The following is a 19,729-nucleotide window of genomic DNA, read 5'->3' as shown; positions in this document are numbered from 1 at the left end:
AAACCGTTGTGAGCATGCCCCAGCCGACCCGACAGGGTCAATTGCCTTGAAATCGCGCAGGCATTTCTTTACAGCAGACGGTACATGACATGGGCGTCGACCAACCCCTGTTCCGGGTGCCGGAAGGCGCAGGGCAGGGTGCCGACAATCTCGAAGCCATGCTTCTGCCATTGACGAATCGCGACCTCATTGGTGGCGACGACCATGTTGTACTGCATGGCGGTGAAGCCGAGCTCGCGAGCGACGCGCAGGGAGTCCTCGCAGAGTTTGTTGGCGATGCCCTGGCCGCGCGCCTTTTCGGCCACTAGATAGCCGCAGTTGCAAACATGATCGCCGGGGCCTGGCTGGTTGGGCTTGAGAAAATAGGTTCCCAGCAGGTTGCCGGAGGTATCCTCCGCCACGCGCACGGCTCGAGGCAGCTCGACCCACATGCGGTAAGCGTCGGACTCGCCGATATCCTGCGGCACGGCGTAGGTGTCGCCAGCGTGCAGCACTGGGGCAATGAAGTCCCACATGGCGGGCCAATCGCCCGGCTGGTAGGGGCGAATGCGGATCATCGGTGTCCTCCTTGATACCTGGCATCGGTGCATGATTCTACGCCATGCCGGCGTAAAAAGGGCAGCCGCTTGGCGGGAGCCTGCCAAGCGGCAAACGGACAGCCCGGAAGCAGGTCCGGCCAGGTCAACTCGGGACGGGACCAACCAGGTGTTTCACGGCCAGATAGGCCGAGAGTCCCCAGGGCCCCAGTTCGCGCCCGATGCCGCTGCGCTTGAAACCGCCCCAACCGGTCTCGGGCAGCACCAGCTGCTCGCCGTTGATCCACACGCTGCCGGCCTGAAGGGCGCGTCCGATACGGCGGGCGCGCTCGGCATCGCCACTGACGACCGTCGCGGCCAGACCGAAGTCGCTATCGTTGGCCTGGCGTATCGCTTCCTCTTCGCTTGCTACGCTGCGTGCGCAGAGAACAGGACCGAAGATCTCCTCACGCCACAGCCGGCTCTGTGTCGGCACGTCCCGGTAGAGGGTCGGGGCGACGAAGAAACCGCTATCGGGAAGCCGGCGATGGCGCGAATCGCGAACCGCGGAGAGTCCTTCACGCTCGGCGATGGCGAGATAGGCGCGCACGACGTCACGCTGGCGGGCGCTGGTGAGCGGGCCCATGTCGGTGCCCTCGGCCAACGGATCCCCAAGCGTCAGGTCATCGATGCGTTCGGCCAACGCGGCGTAGAGCGGCTCGGCGATGGCGTCGTGGACCAGCAGCCGTGACGTGGCCGAACAGATCTGTCCGGCATTGGAGTAGATGCCGGCCATCACCCAGTCGGCCGCCTGCTCGGGGTCGGCGTCCTCCATCACTAGGATGGGCGATTTGCCGCCCAGCTCCAGCGAGACATCGGCGGTGCGCTCGGCGGCGGCGCGCATCACCGCCTCGCCGACCCGGTTGCTGCCGGTGAAGGAGACCTTGTCGACACCAGGATGGGAAGCCAGCGGAGCGCCGACGCCCTCGCCGTCTCCGTAGAGCAGGTTGAGCACCCCGGCGGGCAGGTCGACCTCGATGGCGATCTCCGCCAAGGTGCGCTCCGGCAGCGGCGTGACTTCGGAGGGCTTGAGCACGACGGTGCAGCCGGCGGCAAGCGCCGGAGCGAGCTTCCAAGCGCTGGTCACCAGAGGAAAGTTCCACGGTGTGATCAGCCCGGCCACGCCCACCGGATCGTGGTAGCAGCGAGCTTCGACGCCATCCATTTCGAGTTCGACGAGTCGTCCCTGGCGGTGGTCGAGCTCACGGGCCTGATGCGCGTAGTAGCGATAGCAAGCGATGGCATCGTCGAGGTCGATGCCGGCCTCGGCCAGCACCTTGCCGTTGTTGGTGGAAGAGAGCCGGATCAATTCGTCGCGCCGACGCGTCAACGCCTCGGCGAAACCCTCCAGGTAAGCTGCCCGCTCGGCGCCGGAACGAGCCCGCCAGGCGGGTAGGGCGCGTCGTGCCGCCGCCACCGCGCTGTCGACATCGGCCGGATCGCCGACGGTGACCTCGGCAATCACCTCTTCGCTATAGGGGTTCGTCACCGGTAGCCGGCGCTGCCCGGCCGACGGGACCCAGCGGTTGTCGATGAACTGATGGTCGAGCTGCTGCATGGTGTTCAATTCCTGTGAGAGGGCGATTGGCCGTCGTCGCTAGGCTGTCGCAACGGCTTTCTGCCAGTCGCCGGCGCTGATTTCGATCAGCAGGGGGGCATCATGTTGACGCGCCGTCAGCGCGTGGGCGAGTTCATCCGGAGTGCCCACGCGAATGGCGGCGCAACCGAATCCGAGTGCGACCTGCTGGAAATCGGGCGCGCGAAGGTCGACGCCGACGCGTTCGACGCCATTGGCGTCCATGTAGCGGCGGATCTCCTCATAGCCTTGGTTGTGCCACAAGAGGATCACCACCGGCAGGTGCTCCTCGACCGCCGTGGCCAGCTCCGAGAGGGTGAACATCACGCCGCCGTCGCCAACCAGCGCCACCACCGGCAGATCCGGTTGGCCCAGTTGGGCGCCCAGCGCCGCGGGCAAGCCATAGCCCAGGGTGCCGTAGCCGGTGGAGGCATTGAAATAGCGCCGCGGAGCGGGTTGTGAGACCAGGTGGTTGCCGGCATAGACCGGTGCGGTGGAATCGCCGACCAGGATCGCCTCGGGCAGCGCTTCGCGCAGGGCGGCATAGAGCGGCACGAAGGGGGCGAAGGCCGGGTCGTCTTCGAGTCCCAGCGCCTCCAGCGTGGCGGCGGTGCGCTCGGCTCCGCGGCGTCTGAGCGGCTCGGGAAAGCGTTCGGCCAGCAGCGCCAGGCTGCGCCCGGCATCGCCCACCAGGCCGAGCGACACATGCTGATTGCGCACCAGTTGCTGGGCGTCGATATCGATGCGGATCAGGCGTCCGCACAGCTCGAAGCCATCGTCGAAGACCACGTCGTAGTCGGTCTCACCGAGCTCGGTACCCACGGCCAGGATCACGTCGGCCTCGCGGGCGAGTTGGCGCACGGCGGGCAGCGCCGCGTTGGCGCCCAGGTCGAGCGGATGGTCGCGACCCAGCACGCCCTTGGCGTTGATGGTGGTCACGGTAGGCGCATCGAGGAGTTCCACCAGCGTGCGCGCCGCCTGCGGTGCCTCGACGCAACCGCCGCCGAGCAGCAGCAGCGGACGTTCGGCCGCATGTAGCCACTCGACGGCAAGGGCGAGCCCCTCGGGATCGGGTGCGGGGCGGAACAGGCGTATGGGCGGTGGCAGCTCGGTCAACCCGACGGGAGCATCGAACAGGTCGATGGGAATCTCGATGTGCACGGGGCCGGGGCGCTCGCCCTGGAACACGGCGAAGGCGCGTGCCAAGGTCTCGGCAAGCGCGGTGGGGTCGAGCAGGGTATGGCTGAAGCGCGCCAGCCCGGCCAGCAGCTGCTGCTGGCTGGGCAGCTCGTGCAGGCGGCCCTGGCCACGGCCCAGGGTATCGCGGCGATTGACGCTCGAGATCACCAGCATCGGCACCGAGTCGGCCAGCGCCTGGCCCATGGCGGTGGCGATGTTGGTCATGCCCGGCCCGGTGATGATGAAGCACACCCCGGGGCGGCCGGTGGCCCGGGCATAACCGTCGGCCATGAAACCCGCGCCCTGTTCGTGGCGCGGGGTGACGTGACGCAGGCCGCCTTCCTCGAGGCCGCGGTACAGCTCCACGGTATGCACCCCGGGAATACCGAACACGGTATCCACGCCATGGGCGTCGCGCAGCAGGCGAATCAGCAGTTCGGCACAGGTCATGTCGATCGCACCTCAGAAGAAGAATACATGCGCCATGAAGGCGATGACGGGCAGAGTAATGGCGGTGCGCAGCAGGAAAATGACCAGCAGTTCCCACAGCTTGAGCGGGATCTTCGACTTCATCAGCAGAGCACCGATCTCCGACATGTAGATCAGCTGTGTCAGCGACAGGCAGGCGATCACGAAGCGGGTCAGTTCGCTCTCGATGCCGTTCGCCAGCACCGCCGGCAGGAACATGTCGGCGAACCCTACCAGGGTGGCCGGGGCGGCGGCTTCGGCCTCGGGGATACGCAGCAGTTCGAGTACCGGCACCATGGGATAGGAGAGCCAGGTGAACAGCGGCGTAAATTCGGCGAGCATCAGCGCCACGGTCCCGATCGCCATCACCAGTGGCAGCAGCGCCAGGAAGATGTCCGCCACGTTGAACAGTGCGATGCGTGCCAGCTCGCGCGGGCCGGGCGCCTTGTCGGCCCGGTTCACCGCCTGCATCAGGCTGAAGCGGAAGATGCCCAGTTCGCCGGTGCCCTCCTCGACCAGGCGACAGCCGACCGGCTCGTAGTAGGTATCGGGCTTGCGCGACAGCGGTGGCAGGCGCGGCACGATCACCGCCGCGATCAAGCCGGCGACGACCACGGTCAGGTAGAACGGTACGAACAGATGATTGATGCCGATGAAGCTGGTCACCAGCAGGGCGAAGGCGATCGACACGATGGAGAAGTTGGTGGCGATCACCGACGCCTCGCGGCGGTTGTAGTAACCGCGCTCGTACTGCTGGGTGGTGATCAGCACGCCCACCGTGCCCGAGCCCATCCACGAGGCGGTGGCGTCGATGGCGCTGCGACCCGGCAGGCCGAAGATCAGGCGAAACGGCTTGCGCACCAGGCTGCCGATGAACTCCATGAAGCCGAAGTCGACCAGAAAGGGCAGCAGCAGCGCGGCGAAGAAGAAAAAGGTCAGCAGCACCGGGGCGAGGTCGTTGAGCATCACGCCGCCGGTGAAGTCGGCGGTCACCACGGTCGGGCCGAACTGGAAATAGGTCATCAGGGCGAAGGCGGCCCCAAGCACACGCATGGCGAACCAGAGCGGGCCGACATCGAACATCTCGTTCAGCGCGCCCTTGCTGGCCCATTGCGGCTTGGCCAGCTTGACCCAGGCGGTCAGCAACACCGACAGGCACAGCACCGCGACCGCGATGGCCGGCAGGGCGTCGCCGAGCAGCGCCTTGAGCCCGTCGGCCATCAGCCCCATGCCGATATTGATGGTGTCGCCGACCTGAAACGGGATCAGGAACAGGCTGATCCCGATCAGCGAGGGAATCAGAAACTTGAGAAGATTGCGTGTACTCATCGAGCCATTGCTCGCCGGGCTCTCCGGTGTCGTGTCGATGGCGGACATGTAGGTGACCTCACAGGTTATTGTCGTTGGGTAACGTAGGCAAAGAGCGGGTTCAGCTACGCCGTTTCACGCCCGGCAGGACGCAGAGCATCTCGTAGAGCAGCGTGGCGCCCATCAGCGCGGTGTTGCCGCTGGGGTCATAGGGAGGGGAAACCTCGACCAGGTCGCCGCCGACGACGTTGAGACCGGCGGCACCGCGAACGATCTCTAGCCCCTGGGCCGAGGTCAGGCCGCCCATTTCGACGGTGCCGGTGCCGGGGGCCACCGAGGGATCCAGTCCGTCGATGTCGAAGGTGATATAGACCGGCGTATCGCCCATCATCTCGCGTACCTCGGCCATCAGGGGGGCGAGCGAGCGATACCAGCACTCCTCGGCGGTGACCACGCGGAAGCCCTGCTGGCGGCACCAGTCGAAGTCCTCGGCGGCGTAGCCAGTCCCGCGCAGACCGATCTGCACGACCTTGCCCTGTGCCAGCAGCCCCTCTTCCTGAGCGCGACGAAACGGTGTGCCATGGGCGATGGGCTCACCGAACATGTGCTCGTTGACGTCGGCGTGCGCGTCGATATGAATCAGACCCACCGGCCCGTGCCTGGCGGCCATGGCGCGCAGGATCGGCAGGGTGATCAGGTGGTCGCCGCCGAGGGTGAGCGGGATGCAACCGTGGCCGAGGACCTCGTCGTAGAAACGGCTGATGATGTCGACCGTCTTGGGCAGGTGGAAGGTATTGATCGGTACGTCGCCGATGTCGGCCACCTGCAGGCTGTCGAACGGCGCGGCACGGGTGGCCATGTTGTAGGGGCGCAGCATGCGCGATTCGTCGCGGATCTGACGCGGCCCCAGGCGTGTTCCGGGGCGGTTGGAGGTGGCGATGTCCAGCGGTACGCCGACGAAAGCCACGTCCAGCCCTTCTGCCGTGGGCTGGGTCGCCAGGCGCATCATCGTGGCGGGGCCGGCGAAACGGGGCATTTCATTTCCGCCGAGCGGCTGGTTGTAGTCGGCCATGGGTTTCTCTCCTGTCGCATTCGTCGGAGGCCTCGCCAGTTGATTGGCAGGGCTATACCCCATATCTAGCAGGTTCCGTGCCAACTCGTTCCGGGCCGGATGGCCGGGGCGCAGGGTTAGATCGATTCATAAATGAATCAATCGAGGGCAAATTTCGATACACTTATGCATCACGATTCATTATTGAATCTTTGCGGGGTCCATGGCGGGTAAGAGCGATGAGCGATATCGAGCGCAAGGTTCTGGAAGTCATCGTCGAGACGGCCAACGATCACTTCTTCATCGTCGACGGGAAAGGGCGCGTGCTGGACGTCAGCCCCGGGGCGGCGGCCGTCTACGGCATGTCGCGTGAGCGCTTGACCGCGACCACCGTGCAGCAGCTTCAGGCGGATGGCGTGCTCAAGCCCTCCATCACTCTGGAGGTGATCCGCACCGGCAGGCCAGTTCAACTGATGCAGGTCACGGGCACGGGAAGACGAGTGATTGCCGAGGCGCATCCCGTCTACGTCGATGGCCGGCTCGAGCGTATCGTCAGCCGTTCGCGTGACCTCACCGACCTGCAGCTGCTGCAGGACGAATACACGTTGCTGCAGAAGCGCTTCAACGAGCATCTGCGTCGCAGCCAGGGCGGGGCATCCGCCGAGGACGGCCAGCTCGACGATGCGCTCGACGAACTGAGGGTGCGCAGCGGTGTGATGCGTGAGTTGGCGCTGTTGCTCAAGCGCGTGGCTCCGTCCGACGCCACGGTGCTGATGCTGGGCGAGTCAGGCGTCGGCAAGACCGCTTTCGCCCGGCAACTGCATCGCTGGAGTCGACGCCGCCAAGGGCCCTTCGTCGAGGTCAACTGCGCAGCTATCCCCGAGAACCTGTTTGAGTCGGAGATGTTCGGCTACCAGCCCGGCGCGTTCAGCGGTGCGGCCCGGCAGGGCAAGGCCGGGCTTCTCGAGCAGGCGCAGGGCGGAACGCTGTTCCTCGACGAGATCGGCGAGCTGCCGTTGCCGATGCAGAGCAAGCTGCTCAAGGTGATTCAGGACGGCAGCGTCACTCGCCTGGGCGATACCCGCTCGCGGCGGGTCGATTTTCGCCTGGTGGTGGCGACCAATCAGGACCTGGCCCGGCGCGTGGAGACGGGCGCCTTCCGCCTCGATCTCTACTACCGGCTCAACGTCATCCCGGTGACGCTGCCACCGCTACGCGAGCGCCGCGAGGACATCCCGGTGCTGGCGGAAGCCTGTCTCGAACAGCTCAACCAGCGCTACGGTCAGCGCAAGCTGCTGCATGGCAGCGTGTGGTCGGAGCTGATGGGCGGCGACTGGCCGGGCAACGTGCGAGAGCTGGAGAACTGGCTGGAGCGCGCCTGGCTCTCAAGCCCAGGGGACCTGATTCATTCTCCGACCCTGGGCGGGAGCAGCGAGACGGCGCCCAGCCTGGCACTCACCGGCGAAGCGACAAGTGGGCCGAGGCTGGGAGACGACGAGGGCCTGAGCGCCTACCTGGCGCGCGCCGAGTGCGGTGTGCTGGAAGCGCTTTGCCGAACGCTGCCCAGCACCTATGCCATTGCCGAGCGACTCGGTATCAGCCAGCCCAGCGTGGTGCGCAAGTTGCGCCGTCACGGATTGCAGATCCAGCGCTAAACCGAATTTTCTACGATGGCGCGCTCGAGAATCTCGAAGCGGCCGGGGACGAGGGCATCCTCGACAGCGGTGATGCGCAGTACGTGACCGAGGTCGGGATGCGCGGGCCGGGCGATCAGGCGTCCGGCTTCCAGCAGTTCCTGGTTGAGCCGTCCTGCCAGCTCGGCGCTGGGCAAGCGTAAGGCGATGAAGTTGGTCGCGCTCGGCAGTACCTCGGCTCCCAGTGACGAGAAGTGCTCGGCCAGTCGCGCCCGGCGCGCCTTGACCTCGCGTACATGCCGTTCCACCTCGCTGTGATGATCGAGCACCGTCTCGGCGGCGGCCTGGGTCAGGGTCGAGACCGCATAGTGGATGCGTACCTTCATCATCATGGCGAGGGTATCCGGCTCGGCGATGGCGTAGCCGATACGCAGTCCGGCCAGCCCATGGGCCTTCGACAGGGTACGCAGCCGGATTACCCCCGGCAGCACCTCGCGACTGAAGGAGGAGTCCGCGTCGTCGCGAAAGTCGTGGTAGGCCTCGTCGAGCAGCAACCAGCAATCCGTCGGCAATTCGTCACGCAGCCGCCGAATCTCCGCGTCGCTGTGCAGATGGCCGCTGGGATTGTCGGGATTGGCCACATAGACCAGGCGTGCCTGATGCTCATGGGCGGAGGCGAGCAGGGCGTCGAGATCCGGCGCCAGTATGCCCGGGCCCTCCCGGTAAGGACGCTCGATCAGGCGACAGCCCTGCCCCAGGGCGAAGTAGCCGAAGGTGGGGTAGGTGCCGCTGGCGCTGATTGCCGCGCAGCCCGGGGTGGCCACCGTGCGCAGGGCCAGGGCGATCAGGCTATCCGCTCCGGCATCCACCAGCGTCGCTTCCAGCGGCAGGGCATAGAGTGAGGCGAGGCGTCGGCGTATGCCCAGCGCCTCGGAATCGCCATAGCAATAGACATGCTTGACCATGGCGTCGCCGAAGCGTTCGCGCAGCGCCCGATGCGGCATGTCGAGCCCCTCGTTGGAACCCAGGCGATGGGGAATCTCACGACCGATCCGTCGCTCCAGCACCTTGATGCCGGGAAAAGGGTTGTTGGGGCCGGGGCCGGTCAAGTGATCGGGAAAGCGAGGCATGGGGAACTCCAGTGACAAGTTATGACGATCGTTCCAGAGCGAGGCGAATGTCTCAACCCGTGGGGCGACGCTGGGTCATGACACTGACCACCGCCGCCAGAATCAGACACAGCGCCAGCAGTACCTGTGGGGTCCAGGACTCGCCGAGCAGGACGATGGCACTGGTGACGCCGACCACGGGAATGATCAGGGTACTGATGGTGGCCTGGCCGACGGTAAGCCGGTTGACGTTGCGAAACCACAGCATCTGCGCCAGGCAGATGGCGAAGACCAGGTGATAGCCCAGTCCCAGCCAGGTGGTCGTGCGCCAGCTGCTGATCGCGGCGGGTGACTCATGGGCGGCGGCCAGCATCGCCACGGGCAGGGTACACAAGGCGAACTGCCAGCCGGTGATCACCACCGGGTGCGCCCGCCAGCTGCCGCGGCGCTTGATCAGCACGGTGCCCAGCGCCCAGGAGAGCGCCGCACCCAGCACCAGGAACGGGCCGACAAGACCATCGAAACCGGCCTGCCAGGCTGCCGGGCCGAGCAGAACCAGCAGGCCGGCCTGACCCAGAGCAAGCCCCAGCCACTGACGTGTCGTGACCCGCTCGCCGAGCAGGCCCATCGCCATGAGCAGTGCCCAGCAAGGCATGGTGAAGGCGACGATGGCGGCCTGGGAGGTGGGCATGTGCAACTGACCGAAGGCGGTGCCGACATTGAAGCCGAGGATGGTGAAGAGACCGGTGACGATCAGCCAGCTGCGTTCGCCACGCACGATACCGAGCGGCAGGCCCCGCAGCCATGCCCAGCCGAGCAGCAATAGCGCGCCGGTACCGAATCCGATGGTGCGCAGGGTGAAAGGGGGTATATCCATCAGGCTGAAGCGTACCGCCGGCCAGTTGCCACCCCAGAACAGGCCGATGGCGCCAATCAGCAGCAGCGTGCCGGCGGTGCCACCGGTCTGAAGGGGAGTGGGCGTGGCCTGCTGGGGCGGCATGCGATTCAGCTCTCCATGGAAAGGATCTTGTGCCGGTTGAGCAGCCCCTGGGGATCCAGCGCTCGCTTGAGGGTGCGCATAAGCGCGATTTCCTCGGGCGTACGCGAGATTGCCAGGTAATCCCGCTTCTCCAGCCCGATGCCATGCTCGGCGGAAACCGAGCCGCCCAGCTCGGCCAGCGGGGCGTAGACGAGGCGCTCCACTGCGCGCCGAGTGTCGGGATCGTCGCTGCCGACGCTGACCGAGACATGCAGATTGCCGTCACCGAGATGGCCGAACACCACTAGGCGACCGTCGGGCCAGTGCTCGTGCAGAGCCGTCTCCAGGCCTTCGGCATAGGCGGGCATGTCGGGGATGGGCAGGCTGACGTCGAAGGTGAACAGCGGCGCCAGGTGCCGGATGAGCCCTTCGATGTCCTCTCGAATTGCCCAGATGCCGCGTCGCTGGGTATCGGACTGGGCCAGCACCGCGTCCTCGATCAGGCCGGCATCGAGTGCCGACTCGAGGGCCGCCCCGAAGCGGGCGGCGTTCTCTTCGTCGGCGCCGCCCAGGGACTCGATGATGGCGTAGTAGGGCCAGCGGGCCGGCAAGGGCGGAGTATTGCGGCCGCTCTCCTCGGTGAGCAGGGAGTAGTGATTGCGCCACATGACCTCGAAGGTCCCCAGGCTGCCGCCCAGCTCGCGGCCCATGTGCCCGAGCAGGCCGGCGACGCCCTCGAAACTGGAACAGGCCACCAGCGCGGTGCGCTCGCTGCCCGGCTTGGGCTGCAGCCGCAGCACGGCGCGGGTGACGATACCCAGCGTACCTTCGCTGCCGATGAAGAGCTGCTTGAGGTCGTAGCCGGCATTGTTCTTGAGCATGCGGTTCATCGAGCTGATCACGGTGCCGTCGGCCAGCACGGCTTCGAGCCCGAGCACCTGCTGGCGCATCATGCCGTAGCGGATCACGCGAACACCGCCGGCGTTGGTGGCGATGTTACCGCCGATGGTGCACGAACCGCGTGCGCCCAGGTCGAGCGGGAAGACGAGGTCCTTGGCGTCGGCGGCTTCCTGGACCGCCTGAAGTGGTGCGCCGGCTTGGACCGTCATGGTACCGCCGATGGAATCGATTGCTTCGATGGCGGTCATGCGCTCCAGCGAGATGGCGAGCTCGTCCGGGCCGGCCTCGCCGCCATGAACCAGCCCGGTGAGGCCGCCGTGGGTCACGACCGGCTGCCCGGCGGCATGGCAAAGGCGCATCACCGCGGCCACTTCGTTGGTGTTGCCCGGGCGCACGATGGCGCCAGCGCGGCAGCTCGCTCCGGTCATCCAGTCCACGCGGCGCTGGGCGACATCGGCTCCGGTGAGTACGTTGCCGGTACCGACGATGGCGGCGATCTCCTCGAATCTTACGTGCATGATGTGTCCTTTCCTGGATGGCGTCAGGCCATGGCCGGTTCATGGGCGCGGCCGGGTATGGCGTCCAGCAGTTGGCGGGTATAGGGCTCCCGGGGGTTCAGGAAAACTTCTTGGGCCGTGCCCTCCTCGACGATACGCCCCTGCTGCATGACGATGATGGTGTCGCAGATCTGGGCCGCGACGCGCAGATCGTGGGTGATGAACAGCAGCGATAGCGACAGCTTGCGCTTGAGCTCATCGAGCAGCTCGAGCACCTGGGCCTGGATGGAAACATCGAGCGCCGATACCGCTTCGTCGGCCACGATCAGCTCCGGATCGAGGGCCAGGGCACGGGCGATGCCGATGCGCTGACGCTGACCACCGGAGAACTCGTGGGGAAAGCGGTCCACTGCCACCGCGCCGAGTCCGACCAGCTCCAGCAGTTCCTCCGCCCGGCGCATGGCCTGGGCACGCGGAACCCCATTGGCGATCGGTCCCTGGGCGATGGCGTAGCCGACTCGATGCCGGGGATTGAGCGAGGCATAGGGGTCCTGGAAGATCATCTGCACGCGATGTCGCTCACGACGCAGCGTATCCCCCTTCAGCGACGAGTAGTCGATGCCGGAGAGCATGACCGAGCCGCTATCGGGATGTTCGAGCCTGACCACGCAGCGCCCCAGGGTCGACTTGCCGGAACCCGATTCGCCGACGATGCCCACGGTCTCACCGGGGGCCAGGGTGAAGCTGATGTCATCCAGCGCGCGCACCTCGCGGGCGGGCTTGAACAGCCCGCCGCGTGAGCGGAACACCTTGTGCAGGTGCTTCACCTCGAGCAGCGGGGCCGGTCGTTCGGCGTCTCGCGACTGCGGCACCACATTGCTCGGAATGGCATCAAGCAGGGCGCGAGTGTACGCGTGCTGCGGATTGTCGAGTACCTCTCCGGCCGTGCCCAGTTCGACGATCCGGCCATGTCGCATCACGCACACGCGCGTTGCGATCTCAGCTACCACGCCGAAGTCGTGGGTGATGAACATCACCGCCATGCCGTGTCGGCGCTGCAGGTTGCGGATCAGCTCGAGGATCTGTGCCTGGGTGGTCACGTCGAGTGCCGTGGTGGGCTCGTCGGCAATCAGCAGCTCGGGTTCAAGTGCCAGCGCCATGGCGATCATTACGCGTTGGCGTTGCCCGCCGGAGAGCTGGAAGGGGTAGGCGCGGATCGCCCGCTCGGGCTGTGGGATGCCGACTTCATCGAGCAGCGCCAGGGCGCGCTCCTGGCGCTCGCGAGCGTTGTACTTGCCGTGGGCTTCGAATACTTCGGCGATCTGGGCGCCGACCCGCATCAGCGGGTTGAGCGCCGTCATCGGCTCTTGAAAGATCATGCCGATACGAAGTCCGCGCAGTTGGCGGTGCTGTTTTTCGTCCAGCGTCAGCAGGTCTTGCCCGTCGAAGAGCACCTCGCCGCCAGAGGCGCTCACTCCCTTGGGCAGCAGGCCCATGACCGCATTGGCGGCCATCGACTTGCCGGAGCCGGACTCGCCGACCACGCACATGATTTCGCCGCGAGCCACGTCGTAGCTGACGTCTTCTACCGCGTAGTCGCGATCGGCGCCTTCGGGCAGTGCCAGAGTCAGGTCGCGAATGCTCAGTACCGGAGTGGTATCGTTCATGCAGTGTCTCCTTACGAGCGCTCGCGGACGAGCTTGGGGTTCAAGGCATCGTCGAGCCCTTCGCCGACCAGGTTGAGCGCCAGCACGGTGAGCAGGATCGCCACGCCGGGGAAGAAGCTCAGCCACCAGGCCTGTCGGATCACCGTGCGCGCCGCGCCGATCATGTAGCCCCACGACATCACGTTGGGGTCGCCCAGGCCCAGGAAGGAGAGCGCCGATTCGAGCAGGATGGCGGTGGCCACCATCAGCGAAGCCAGCACGATGATCGGCGACAGGGTGTTGGGGAGTATCTGGCGCAGGATGATGGTGCCGTTGGTCTGGCCGACGAGTCGCGCGGCTTCCACGTACTCGCGATGGCGCAGCGACATGAACTCGGCGCGCACCAGGCGCGCCACCGGGGGCCAACTGACGATGGCGATGGCCAGCACGATCGAGACCACGCTGGGCTGCATGATCGCCACCAGCACGATGGCCAAGGCAAAGTTGGGTATGGTCTGGAAGAACTCGGTGAAGCGCATCAGTCCATCGTCGACCAGGCCACCGTAGTAGCCCGCCACGGCGCCCAGCGGAACGCCGATGAGCAGCGCCACGGTGGTCGAGACAAGGCCGATGAGCAGGGACACCCAGGCGCCATGCATCAGGCCGGCGGCGACGTCACGGCCCATGGTGTCGGTGCCCAGCCAGAAGCCCTCGGCCTCCATCGGTGCGAGAAACGGTCGCTGCACCATTCGCCATGGCGATTCGGGATAGAGAAACGGAGCCAGGATGGCCATGCCGATGATGGCGATCAGGATAAGCAGGCCGACCAGGGCTCCCCGGTTCTGGGCGAAACGGGCGAAGAAGCTCATGACGCCTCCTTGATGCGCGGATCCGCCAGGCGATAGACCAGGTCGGTGACGATGTTGAAGACGATGACCAGGGCGGCGGAGAAGAAGAAGATGCCGAGCAACAGGTTGTAGTCGCGCTGTTGCAGTGCCTCGAACATCAGTCGGCCGATGCCGGGCCAGGCAAAGACTGTCTCGGTGAGGATAGCGCCGCCCACCATCTGGCCTGCCTGCAGGCCCGCCAGGGTGATGATCGGCAGCAGGGCGTTGCGCAGGATATGACGGCGCTGAATCACCCGGGGGGAGAGCCCCTTGGCGCGGGCGGTCTTGACGTAGTCCTGCTGACTCGCCTCCAGCATCGAGGCGCGGGTCATGCGGGTGTAGATGGCCATGAAGAACAGCGCCAGGGTAGTCGCCGGCAGTACCAGATGCTTGGCGACGTCGAGCATGAGCGCCAGGCCGGTATGCCCCGCGCCCACCGTGTACATGCCATAGGCGGGCAGCCAGTCGAGATAGACCGAGAACAGCACCACGGCCATCAGCGCCACCCAGAACAGCGGCGTGGCGTAAAAGATCAGCGCCAGCGCCATGATCAGCGAACCGGAGGGCTTCTTTACCCGCGCCGCCGCCATGGAACCGGCGACGATTCCCAGTACCAGGGACAGCACGAAGGCGGTTCCGGTGAGCAGCAGGGTGGCCGGCAGGCGCGCCAGGATCAGGTCGAGCACCGGCATGCCCTGGCGATAGGACCAGCCGAAGTCTAGCGTGGCGATGCCGGAGACGTAGTGCCACAGCTGCACGTAGAGGGGCTGATCAAGCCCGAACCGTTCGCGCAGCTGGCGCAGGAATTCTTCGTCGGTGGCACCGGCCTCGCCGGCCAGGATGGAGGCCGGATCCCCTGGTGCCAGCTGTATCAGCACGAAGTTGAAGATGACGATCAAGAACAGCACGACGACGGCCTTGAGCAGCCGCATCACGATCAAGCGGGCATAGAGCATGCAGCAAGCCTCTGAGGTCGGAGGGGCGGGGTGGAGCGGCCGGCGCGGCCGCCCCCGTCATGCAGAGCGCTCAGCGGTCGAGCCAGGCGTCGCGGAAGGCATCGTTGATGCCGACCCCGGAGGTGATCAGATCCTTCACGTCGCAGCGATAGATCGTCGGGAAGCCGAGCTCCATCAGCCAGCCCACCGGTACGTCCTCGTGGAGAATCTCCTGTGCCTCGTGGTAGAGCGCTTCACGCTCCTCCTCCGGATAGGCGGTAGCGGCCTCGTCGAACAGCTCGTCGATACGCTCGTTCTCGTAACCTTCGACGTTGTTCCAGGGCGAGCCCTTCTCGATGTTGTCCGAACGATAGGAGCGCGTGATGCCCAGCGCCGGGTCGCCATACTGGTAGAGATAGGTAAAGGCGAGATCGTAATCCCAGTCGCCCAGGCGCTGGTTCCAGCCGCCCACGTCGGTGGCGACGGTACGAACATTGACGCCCACCTCGCGCAGGTTCTGCTGCACGGCCTCGGCCCAGCGATTCCAGGTCTCGCCGTAGGGTAGTGGCAGCAGGCGTATCTCCTCGCCGTCGTAGCCCATCTCCTCCAACAGTTCGCGGGCGCGCTCGGGGTCGTGGTCGTAGGGTTCGAGCCCGTCATGACGGAACTTCGCATTCGAGCCGAATGCGGAGAGCGGTACCTGGCCCATGCCGTTCCACAATACGTCGCGGGCGAACTCGCGGTTCATGGCGTACATCACCGCCTGGCGGAAGCGCTTGTCGGCGGTGGGGCCTTCGCGATTGTTCATCCACAGCATGGCGAAGGGGCTGAAGTACTCGTTGCCCTTGTCGGTGATGCACGAGTTGTCCATGGCGGAGAGGCGGGGAATGTCGAAATTCTCCACGGTGCCGTTGGGTAGCACGTCGACGGTGCCGTTCTCGAAGGCCACCGCGCGGGATGCGCCGTCGGGAATGATGTGCCAATTCACGCCGTCGAGGTAGGGCAGGCCTTCCTCGTAGTAGTCATCGTTGCGTACCAGTTGGATCACGGTGCCGCGGTCCCAGCTGTCGAACTTGAACGGGCCGGTACCGATGGGGTGGTTGTTGGCCTCGTTGTCGCGGAAGTCGGTGCCTTCGTAAATGTGCTTGGGCACCATGGTGAAGGTGCCCGCCTCGAACGAGATCAGGAACGGGCCGAAGGGTTCGGCAAGGGTGAAGACGACGGTGTGGTCGTCGGTCGCCTCGATGCTCTCCACGTGTTGCAAGACGGCGCGGGCGCTGGGGTTGAGTTCGCGATGGAAGACGTCGGCCGAGAACACCACGTCTTCGGCCGTGAAAGGCTCGCCGTCATGCCACAGCACGCCTTCGCGCAGATGGAAGGTGTAGGTCAGGCCGTCGTCGCTGACCTCCCAGGATTCGGCGAGTTGCGGGATCGGCTCCAGGTCGGTGGAGTAGCGCAGCAGCCCCTCGTAGATATTGCCGGCGACCTTGCGGGTCGGGTCGTTCTGTACCATGCCCAGCACCAGGCCCGGTGGCTCCGGTTGGATGATGGTATCGATGGTGCCGCCGCGCTTGGGCTCGTCGGCAAGAGCGAAGGTGGTGGTGAAGGCCAGGGCAGCGATGGCGGCGGCCAAGGGCGTCTTTCTCATTGTCGCGTTCCTTCTTGTTGTCTCGGCAGTTTGTTTGTCTTGTGGTGTGTGCCGTGTCAGCAGCCATTCTGACCATAGCAGTGAGGTTTCAAGCTGTCGACAGTCGTCAATCGACGGTCGACAGATCGCCAGAAGCGTCTTACTGTGACGATTCATGCCGACAAACGAGTGAGAGCCGTGAGCACGACGCCCTCCAACGCCCTCGGTGGGGCTGTCATCATCCAGCAGCGCAACCTGGTGGAACAGGTAGCCGATTACCTGACGCAGGCCATCATCGGCCAGCGATTCGCGCCGGGCGAACGCCTGTCGGAGATGCAGCTGGCGCGCGACCTCGGCGTGAGCCGTGCTCCCGTACGTGAAGCGGCTCGCCTGCTCGAGAGTCGCGGCCTACTGGTGTCGCAGCCGCGCCGTGGTTTCTTCGTGCGTGCGCTGGATACCGGTGAGCTCAGTGACGTCTTCGACCTGCGACTGTGCCTCGAGCGTCACGCCCTGGCTCGGCTGGTTACTGTCTTCGATGCCGAAAAGGAGCTCGCCCTGCGTCGCCAGGTCGATATCATGTGCAACGCGGCGACCGGCGACAGCGACAGTCGCAAGATCGAAGAGGATCTTTCCTTTCACCGCATGCTCATCGCTTATGCGGGCAATCGCCGGCTGCTCAAGGCCTTCGACGACATTTCCCACGAGCTGCGGCTGTGCATCGCGCTGATCGGCAAGACCCATGCCGATCCCGATTCCATCGCCACCTCTCACTGGGCACTGCTCGATGCCTTGGCCAGTGGCGATCCGGCACGCTGTCGCGAAGCGATCGACTACCACATCGGCGTAGCCCGGGACTACGTGGTGAAGGGAATCGGAGAGGCTTGAGTCGTTTTTCTGCGCACAGGCGGACAGTGAGACTGCGCGGAACGCTGGCGTGCGTCACGGGTCAGATGCGATAGACGGCCAGGGGACGATCATGCTTGATACCATCCAGCGCTTCTTCCAGCAGGCCCTGTCCGAGCCCGAGGGATCGGACAGGAGCGAACCGACGCTTGAACGTGCCACCGCTGCCCTGCTATGCGAGGTGGTGCGTGCCGATTATCATACCGACGAAGCGGAGCTCGATGCCCTGCGTCCAATGCTCCAGCGTCACTTCAGCCTCTCCGATGCCGAAGTCGAGGAGTTGATGGCAATGGCCCGCGAGGAGGTGGAGACCTCCGTCGATCACTACCAGTTCGTCAGCCTCATCAAGCAGCACTACGACTATCCGCAGCGCTGCGAGCTGGTGCGCATGATGTGGTCTCTGGCTCACGCCGATGGCGAGTCGCATCATCTGGAAGAGCATCGTATCCGCAGGCTGGCCGACCTGCTTCACGTCAGCCACTCCGATTTCATCCGCGCCAAGCTGCAGGTCCAGGGCGAGGCCGAGTAGCGTTCTGCAGGCGGGCGAGCCGGTTCGCGCTCGCCTTGCCTCGGCGCTTAGCGCTCCACGCTGCTAGACTGTGCGCTCGTTCCGGCAGGGCCGGAGGCCGTCTGCGCAAGCTGGAGGAGTGGCATGTCTCGTGAAACCATCGTTCTGGGAGCCGGCATGGTCGGCGTCTCCGTCGCCTGGCATCTGACCCGCCGGGGCCGCTCGGTGCTGCTGGTGGATCGGCGCCCCCCGGGGCGGGAGACCTCCTACGGTAACGGTGGCTTGATACAGCGCGAGGCGGTGCGGCCCTATCCCTTCCCACGTGAACTGAGCAAGCTGCTCAGCGCGGTGCCCAATCATCGGGTCGATATCCGCTATCGTCTTCAGGATATGCTGCGCTTCGCCGGACCGCTGTTCAGCTATTGGCGCAATTCGGCGCCACGGCGACATGCCGACATCATTCCCGAGTACGCCTCTCTAATCGCTCTGTCGACCCAGGAGCATGCGCCCATGATCGAGGCGGCGGATGCAGACCACCTGGTGCGCAAGGAGGGCTGGCTCGAGGTTTACCGGCATTCCGCCGGTCTGGAGAAACGAACCCGGGAAGCGCACGATGCGGCCGAGCGCTTCGGTGTCACGCATGACCTTTTGGACGCGGCCCAGCTGAAGAAGCGCGAACCGCAGATCAGCGACGGACTGGCGGGTGCCATTCACTGGACCAACTCCTGGGGCGTGTCCGATCCGGGAGCGCTGGTCGCCGCCTATGCGGCTCAATTCGAGCGCGAGGGAGGGCGCTTTCTGCAGGCCGAAGTGCGCGATGTAGCGCGGCAGGGGCAGGGCTGGCGAGTGGTGACCGAAAGCGGGGCCCACGAAGCGCAGGAGGTCGTCGTGGCACTGGGGCCTTGGGCCGGCGATTGGCTCAGGTCGCTGGGCTATCGCCTGCCGACCTTCGTCAAGCGCGGCTACCATATGCATTACGGTGCTCCCGAAGCGCGACGCCTTCGTCACTGGCTGCTGGATGCCGACGTCGGCTATATCCTGGCCCCGATGCGCCCCGGTATTCGCCTGACGACCGGAGCGGAGCTGGCGGCGATGGGCGCACCCCCGCAGTACGGTCAACTGGAGGCGGCGGAGCGCAAGGCTCGGGAACTCTACCCGGAACTGGGAGAGCGGCTGGAGGAGACCCCTTGGCAAGGCGCGCGTCCCTGTCTGCCCGACATGAAGCCGGTGATCGGTCCGGCACCGCGCCATGCGGGGCTGTGGCTGGCCTTCGGTCACGGTCACCAGGGGTTCACGATGGGACCGGTGACGGGGCGGGTGATGGCGGAGATGATGGAGGGAGACCCGACGGCGGTGGATATGCGTCCCTTCCGCGCCGACCGCTTTTGAATGTGCGGCAGCCACAGCACCCGGTCATGCCGTGTCGTCCCACGTGGCATGGCGCGCCGGATCAGCGTTCTCCGCGCGCACGGCGCCGACGCCACTGGTGATGAATGAACTTGATCACCAGGGTCATGACGTAGACCACCCAGCCGGCGGTGGCCAGGACATTGAACAGCAGCATCTTCTGCTGGCCGCTGAGCGGCGCGATCAGCAGTTCGATGACCACGCCGAGTAGCAGCACCAGGGCCATGGGCAGGGCGAGGATGTGCATCCACATCTCGGTACGTCGCTTGCGCACATGGAAGCGGCTGAGATGGATGCGAAACGGGCGGTGCACGAAGCTGACCAGAATCATCGCGCCGAGGCCGAGCATGGCGGCCAGGGTAGGCTCGACACTGTCCAGACGCGCCGAAATGCTGATCGACCAGAAGAAGATCACCCACATCAGTCCCGCCAGTATGGCGACGATATCGGCGTAATGACGGACCCTGGGCATCGGTGACGTCTCTCTTGCTGAAAACGGCGTCGATGATACGGCAAAAACGCCACCCTTGCTGCCTTCGT

17 protein-coding genes are annotated in these 19,729 nt (G+C 65.6%); 4 read left to right on the top strand and 13 right to left on the bottom strand.

The window, feature by feature from the left end; translation table 11 throughout:
- Positions 1-68 precede the first annotated feature (68 nt).
- From CYJ07_RS09670 to speB, 5 genes are all read right to left on the bottom strand, one after another.
- Positions 69-557: a GNAT family N-acetyltransferase gene (locus CYJ07_RS09670; protein ID WP_104203493.1), complete on the bottom strand. Its 489-nt coding sequence runs from the start codon at positions 555-557 to the stop codon at positions 69-71.
- Positions 558-681: 124 nt separating this feature from the next.
- The gene (locus CYJ07_RS09665; protein WP_104203492.1) at positions 682-2,133 is read right to left on the bottom strand and encodes an aldehyde dehydrogenase family protein; all 1,452 of its coding nucleotides are present in this window, start codon (positions 2,131-2,133) and stop codon (positions 682-684) included.
- Between the two features lie 39 nt (positions 2,134-2,172).
- Positions 2,173-3,780 (bottom strand): 5-guanidino-2-oxopentanoate decarboxylase, encoded by a 1,608-nt coding sequence (locus tag CYJ07_RS09660; RefSeq protein ID WP_104203491.1) that lies wholly within the window; start codon positions 3,778-3,780, stop codon positions 2,173-2,175.
- A gap of 12 nt (positions 3,781-3,792) precedes the next feature.
- A complete protein-coding gene (locus tag CYJ07_RS09655; protein WP_104203490.1) occupies positions 3,793-5,175 on the bottom strand; it encodes a YjiH family protein in 1,383 nt (460 codons plus the stop codon).
- A 52-nt stretch (positions 5,176-5,227) separates the two neighbouring features.
- Entirely contained in the window at positions 5,228-6,178 is a 951-nt protein-coding gene (speB, locus tag CYJ07_RS09650; RefSeq protein ID WP_104203489.1) for an agmatinase, read from the bottom strand.
- A gap of 218 nt (positions 6,179-6,396) precedes the next feature.
- On the opposite strand from speB, the gene CYJ07_RS09645 reads away from it, so the two are divergent.
- Positions 6,397-7,812 carry a sigma-54 interaction domain-containing protein gene (locus tag CYJ07_RS09645; RefSeq protein ID WP_104203488.1) on the top strand — a complete coding sequence of 472 codons (1,416 nt, stop codon included), beginning with the start codon at positions 6,397-6,399 and terminating at the stop codon, positions 7,810-7,812.
- On the opposite strand, the gene CYJ07_RS09640 is transcribed toward CYJ07_RS09645, so the two are convergent.
- The 7 genes from CYJ07_RS09640 to CYJ07_RS09610 all read right to left on the bottom strand — a co-directional run bounded on the left by CYJ07_RS09640 (position 7,809) and on the right by CYJ07_RS09610 (position 16,392).
- Positions 7,809-8,921: a pyridoxal phosphate-dependent aminotransferase gene (locus CYJ07_RS09640; RefSeq protein WP_104203487.1), complete on the bottom strand. Its 1,113-nt coding sequence runs from the start codon at positions 8,919-8,921 to the stop codon at positions 7,809-7,811. The two genes, CYJ07_RS09645 and CYJ07_RS09640, sit on opposite strands and share 4 nt — an antisense overlap.
- A gap of 52 nt (positions 8,922-8,973) precedes the next feature.
- Positions 8,974-9,900 (bottom strand): DMT family transporter, encoded by a 927-nt coding sequence (locus tag CYJ07_RS09635; protein WP_104203486.1) that lies wholly within the window; start codon positions 9,898-9,900, stop codon positions 8,974-8,976.
- A 5-nt stretch (positions 9,901-9,905) separates the two neighbouring features.
- Complete coding sequence (locus CYJ07_RS09630) at positions 9,906-11,297, bottom strand: FAD-binding oxidoreductase (RefSeq protein ID WP_104203485.1); 1,392 nt, start codon at positions 11,295-11,297, stop codon at positions 9,906-9,908.
- Between the two features lie 23 nt (positions 11,298-11,320).
- Positions 11,321-12,943 carry an ABC transporter ATP-binding protein gene (locus CYJ07_RS09625; protein ID WP_104203484.1) on the bottom strand — a complete coding sequence of 541 codons (1,623 nt, stop codon included), beginning with the start codon at positions 12,941-12,943 and terminating at the stop codon, positions 11,321-11,323.
- An 11-nt stretch (positions 12,944-12,954) separates the two neighbouring features.
- A complete protein-coding gene (locus tag CYJ07_RS09620) occupies positions 12,955-13,791 on the bottom strand; it encodes an ABC transporter permease (protein WP_104203483.1) in 837 nt (278 codons plus the stop codon).
- A complete protein-coding gene (locus tag CYJ07_RS09615; RefSeq protein WP_104203482.1) occupies positions 13,788-14,765 on the bottom strand; it encodes an ABC transporter permease in 978 nt (325 codons plus the stop codon). Before CYJ07_RS09615 ends, CYJ07_RS09620 begins: the two co-directional genes overlap by 4 nt.
- A 70-nt stretch (positions 14,766-14,835) precedes the next feature.
- Entirely contained in the window at positions 14,836-16,392 is a 1,557-nt protein-coding gene (locus CYJ07_RS09610; protein WP_104203481.1) for an ABC transporter substrate-binding protein, read from the bottom strand.
- 177 nt (positions 16,393-16,569) lie between these two features.
- On the opposite strand from CYJ07_RS09610, the gene CYJ07_RS09605 reads away from it, so the two are divergent.
- From CYJ07_RS09605 to CYJ07_RS09595, 3 genes are all read left to right on the top strand, one after another.
- On the top strand, positions 16,570-17,256 hold the full coding sequence (locus tag CYJ07_RS09605; RefSeq protein WP_104203480.1) for a GntR family transcriptional regulator: 687 nt from the start codon (positions 16,570-16,572) through the stop codon (positions 17,254-17,256).
- Positions 17,257-17,347: 91 nt separating this feature from the next.
- Complete coding sequence (locus tag CYJ07_RS09600) at positions 17,348-17,803, top strand: tellurite resistance TerB family protein (protein ID WP_104203479.1); 456 nt, start codon at positions 17,348-17,350, stop codon at positions 17,801-17,803.
- 123 nt (positions 17,804-17,926) lie between these two features.
- Positions 17,927-19,171, top strand: coding sequence for an NAD(P)/FAD-dependent oxidoreductase (locus CYJ07_RS09595; protein WP_104203478.1), 1,245 nt, complete (start codon positions 17,927-17,929; stop codon positions 19,169-19,171).
- Between the two features lie 61 nt (positions 19,172-19,232).
- Here the strand turns inward: CYJ07_RS09595 and CYJ07_RS09590 are convergent, their stop codons facing one another.
- Positions 19,233-19,661: a hypothetical protein gene (locus CYJ07_RS09590; protein WP_104203477.1), complete on the bottom strand. Its 429-nt coding sequence runs from the start codon at positions 19,659-19,661 to the stop codon at positions 19,233-19,235.
- Positions 19,662-19,729: the final 68 nt, after the last annotated feature.

Source organism: Billgrantia saliphila (assembly GCF_002930105.1).
GTDB classification, from domain to species: Bacteria; Pseudomonadota; Gammaproteobacteria; order Pseudomonadales; family Halomonadaceae; genus Halomonas; species Halomonas saliphila.
Note: the sequence above shows the minus strand (reverse complement) of the source record. Positions and strands in the feature narration are given on the sequence as shown.